A 5,015-nucleotide genomic window follows, 5' to 3' on the forward strand; every position below is an offset into this window, starting at 1 on the left:
GCGTTGCGGGTGCGGTTGGCGCCGGTCGGTAAGGACGCGGTTTCCGTGGCCGCTGCCGACGCTTCCGGTCAGCCGGTCGTGTCCGTCGACTCGCTTCTCGTAAGGGCCGTGTCGCGCGACCAGTTGACCGACTCCGTCTCCGCGGACCTCGTCCGTGACGCGCTGTTCGGACTGGAGTGGACGCCGGTGGCGGCCGTGGCCGAGTCGGCCTTCCCGGGGCCGGTTGTCCCGGGGTCGGCCATGCCGGAATCGGGGTCGGTCGTCGTCCTCGGATCGGACCCGCTGGGGCTCGCCGACGGCATGGCCGAGTCCGGCGCGGAGGTCGAGACATACGCCGATCTGGTGTCGCTGGCGGCGGGGGAGTTCCCGGTGCCGGGCACCGTGCTGGTGGGCGTCGACGGTATGTCGTCCGAGAACGGGGTCGTGGAGTCGGCCCACGCGCTGACCGCCGAGGTCCTGGCCCTGATCCAGGGCTGGTCGGCCGAGGAGCGGTTCGCCGGGTCGCGGCTGGTGTTCGTCACGCGGGGAGCGGTGGCCGTGGACGGCGGTGCTGTCGCCGACTTGGCGGCGGCCTCCGTATGGGGTCTGGTGCGGTCCGCGCAGTCGGAGAACCCGGGCTGCTTCGGGCTGCTGGACCTCCCCACCGACCTGTCGTCCCTGACCGAAGTGCGAAAGGCTCTCGGTTCCGATGAACCGCAGCTGATCGTCCGCGACGGCACGATCCGCGCGGGACGACTCACCCGCGTGCCCGTGCCCGTGCCCGTGCCCGTCCCCGTAACCACGGGGGAGGGCGGTGACCAGGCCGACCGGGCCTGGGACAGCGAGGGTACGGTCCTGATCACCGGCGGTACGGGCGGTCTGGGCGGCGTTCTGGCCCGGCATCTCGTCGCCGAGCGCGGTGTGCGCCATCTGCTGCTGGCCAGCAGGCGGGGGGCGGAGGCGCCCGGCGCCGCCGAACTGGCCGCCGAGCTGACCGCGCGTGGCGCGCGGGTCACGGTCGCCGCGTGTGATCTCGCCGACCGGACCGCCGCGTCCGGACTGCTGGCCGCCGTACCGTCCGAACACCCGTTGACCGCCGTGGTGCACACGGCCGGCGTGCTGGACGACGGTGTGGTCGGTTCGCTGACGCCGGAGCGGTTGGTCACGGTTCTGCGGCCGAAGGTGGACGCGGCGTGGCATCTGCACGAGCTGACGCGGGATCTTGGTCTGTCGGCGTTTGTGGTGTTCTCGTCGGTGGCCGGTGTGTTCGGTGGTGCGGGGCAGGGTAACTACGCGGCGGCCAATACGTTCCTGGACGCTTTGGTGGCGTGTCGGCGGGCGGAGGGTTTGCCGGGTGTGTCGCTGGCGTGGGGTCCGTGGGATCAGGCGGGCGGGATGACCGGGTCGGTGAGCGAGGCGGACATGCTGCGCCTGGCACGCTCCGGGATGCCGCCGCTCTCCGTCGAGCAGGGCGTCACGCTCTTCGACGCGGCGCTCGCCTCCGGCGAGACCGTGGTGGCGCCCGTGCTGCTGGACCTGCCCGCGCTGCGGGCACAGGGCGACGTACCGCCGCTGCTCAGGTCGTTGATCCGTACCCGCTCCCGCAGGAGCGCGATCACCGGATCGGCCACCGCCGGCGCCACCGCCACCGGGCTTCTCGGCCGGCTGGCCGGGCTGACCTCGTCCGCGCGGCACGAAGCACTGCTGGATCTCGTACGGAGTCAGGTCGCCGTCGTACTCGGCCACGCCGACGCGGCGGCCGTGAACGCCACCTCCGCGTTCAGGGAGTTGGGCTTCGATTCCCTGACGGCTGTGGAACTGCGCAACCGGCTGAGTACGGTGACGGGTCTGCGGCTGACAGCCACGCTGATCTTCGACTACCCGACGGCGACAGCGCTCGCGGACCATCTCCGGGACGAGTTGTTCGGCACCGGCACCGGCACCGGCACCGACGCCACCATCCCGGTCAGGATGCTGCCGCCTGTGGCCGACGATCCGATCGTGGTCGTCGGGATGAGCTGCCGCTATCCGGGCGGGGTGGCCTCGCCGGAGGATCTGTGGCGGCTGGTCACCGAGGGCACCGACGCGGTGTCCGGCTTCCCCACCAACCGCGGCTGGGACGTGGACGGTCTCTTCGACCCGGACCCGGACCACGCGGGTACGTCGTACACCCGCTCGGGCGGATTCCTTGAGAACGCGGGCGAGTTCGATCCCGCGTTCTTCGGGATGAGTCCGCGCGAGGCGATGGCGACGGACTCGCAGCAGCGGCTGCTGCTCGAAGCCTCGTGGGAGGCGATCGAGCGGGCCGGTATCGACCCGGTGTCGCTGAAGGGCAGTGCGACCGGAGTGTTCGCCGGTGTGATGTACAACGACTACGGCACCACACTCAACGGAAAGCAGTTCGAAGGACACCAGGGCCAGGGCAGTGCGGGAAGCGTGGCCTCGGGCCGGGTCTCGTACACCTTCGGGTTCGAGGGCCCGGCGGTGACGGTGGACACGGCGTGCTCGTCGTCGCTGGTGGCGATGCATCTGGCGGCCCAGGCGCTGCGCGGCGGCGAATGCTCGCTGGCGCTCGCGGGCGGTGTGGCGGTCATGTCGACCCCGGGCACCTTCGTGGAGTTCTCCCGGCAGCGGGGCCTGTCGCCCGACGGCCGGTGCAAGGCGTTCTCCGAGTCGGCCGATGGTGTGGGCTGGTCGGAGGGGGTCGGCATGCTGGTGCTTGAGCGGCTGTCCGACGCGCGGCGCAACGGCCACGAGGTGCTTGCGGTGCTGCGTGGCAGCGCGATCAACCAGGACGGCGCGTCCAACGGTCTGACCGCTCCCAACGGTCCTTCCCAGCAACGCGTGATCCGTCAGGCGCTGGCCAGCGGTGGACTGTCCCTGGACGATGTGGACGCGGTGGAGGCGCACGGTACGGGTACGACGCTGGGCGACCCGATCGAGGCGCAGGCGCTGCTCGCCACGTACGGCCGGGACCGCGACCCGGAGCGTCCGCTGCTCCTCGGTTCGGTGAAGTCCAACATCGGTCACACGCAGGCAGCCGCCGGTGTGGCGGGTGTCATCAAGATGGTGCTGGCGATGCGCTACGGAACGCTGCCGCGCACGCTGCATGTCACCGAGCCCTCGTCGCACGTCGACTGGTCGGCGGGCGCGGTGGAACTGCTGACCGAGCAGACGCGGTGGCCGGAGGGCGACCGGGTACGGCGTGCGGGTGTCTCGTCCTTCGGTATCAGTGGGACGAACGCGCACGTCATTCTCGAACAACCTGAGCCGGTGGCCGAGTTCGCGGTCGAGCCGACTGAGCCGACCGAGCCGGTCGAGTCAGCAGAACTGGCCGAACTGGCTGAGCCCGCCGTGGCGGAGTCCGCTTCGCCCGCCGTGGTGCCGTGGGTGCTCTCGGGCAAGACGGCCGAGGCGCTGCGCGGCCAGGCGGCCAAGCTGCTGTCGTCGATCGAGGCGCGGCCGGAGCTGAGGCCGGTGGATGTCGGGTTCTCGCTGGCGACGGGCCGCTCGGTGTTCGAGCACCGTGCGGTGGTGCTGGCGAGTGATTCCGTCGGCTCCGGTGACGCGGTTCGTGCGCTGGGCGCACTGGCGTCCGGTGAAGCGGATCCGTCGGCGGTGTCGGGGGCGGTGCTCGGCGGCAGGACAGCGGTGCTGTTCTCCGGTCAGGGCAGTCAGCGACTCGGCATGGGCCGCGAGCTGTATGGGCGGTTCCCGGTGTTCACCGCTGCGCTGGACTCCGTACTCGCCATGCTGGAAGGGGAGTTGGAACGTCCACTGCGCGAGGTGATGTGGGGTGATGACGCCGAGCAGCTGAACGACACGGGCTTCACCCAGCCCGCGCTGTTCGCCGTTGAGGTGGCGCTGTTCCGGTTGGTGGAGTCGTGGGGTGTGAAGCCCGACTTCGTGGCCGGGCACTCGATCGGTGAGATCGCGGCGGCGCATGTGGCGGGGGTGTTCTCGCTGAAGGACGCCTGCACCCTGGTCGTGGCGCGGGCGAAGCTGATGCGGGCGCTGCCGGCCGGTGGCGCGATGGTCGCGGTACGGGCAACGGAGGAGGAGGTTGTTCCGCTGCTGTCGGGCGAGGTGTCGATCGCCGCGATCAACGGTCCCGCCTCGGTTGTCGTCTCGGGCGATGAGGGCGCGGTCCTGGCCGTGGCGGCGCACCTGGAGGCGCAGGGGCGTAAGACCACGCGTCTGCGGGTGTCGCACGCGTTCCACTCACCCTTGATGCGGCCGATGCTGGATGAATTCCGTTCGGTGACAGAGGAGTTGTCGTTCGAGACGCCCCGGATCCCCGTGGTGTCGAATCTGACCGGCGGCCTGGCGTCGGCCGAGGAATTGTCCTCGGCCGAGTACTGGGTACGGCATGTCCGCGAGGCGGTTCGGTTCGCCGACGGGGTACGGACGCTGGTCGAGCGGGGTGTGCGCACGTTCCTGGAGCTGGGCCCGGACGGTGTGCTGTCGGCCATGGCCCAGGAGTCCGCGCCGGAAGAGGCGGTGATCGTCCCGATTCTCCGTAAGGACCGGGACGAGGAAGTGACCGCCCTCACCGCGCTGGCTCGTGTCCACGCGCACGGGGCGACGGTCGACTGGACCGGGTTCTTCGCGGGTACGGGGGCGCGGCGGGTCGAGTTGCCCACGTACGCCTTCCAGCACCAGTGGTTCTGGCCGACCGGTTCACAGTCCGCCGCCGTCGGTGATGTGCGCGCGGCGGGGCTCGGTTCCGCCGAGCATCCGCTGCTGGGCGCGGCAGTCGAACTGGCGGCGGGCCAGGGTGTGTTGTTCACCGGTCGGTTGTCGGTCCAGTCGCATCCGTGGCTGGCTGATCACGCGGTGATGGGCTGGATTCTTCTCCCCGGCACTGCGCTGCTTGAGTTGGCGATCCGGGCCGGTGACGAGGTCGGCTGCGACCGGGTGGAGGAGCTGACGCTTGCCGCGCCGTTGACTCTGCCGGAGCGTGGCGCGGTTCAGGTGCAGGTCGCCGTCGGTGTCCCCGACGAATCGGGCCGGCGTTCGGTGGGGATCTACTCCCG

At 70.9% G+C, this 5,015-nt stretch carries 1 protein-coding gene; it reads left to right on the plus strand.

What is annotated here, in order from left to right:
* A partial coding sequence (locus ACIRQP_RS41985) for a type I polyketide synthase (protein ID WP_403900697.1) occupies positions 1-5,015 on the plus strand: 5,015 nt, incomplete at both ends.

Origin of the sequence: Streptomyces sp. NPDC102274 (genome assembly GCF_044766385.1) — a bacterium.
Lineage (GTDB): Bacteria > Actinomycetota > Actinomycetes > Streptomycetales > Streptomycetaceae > Streptomyces.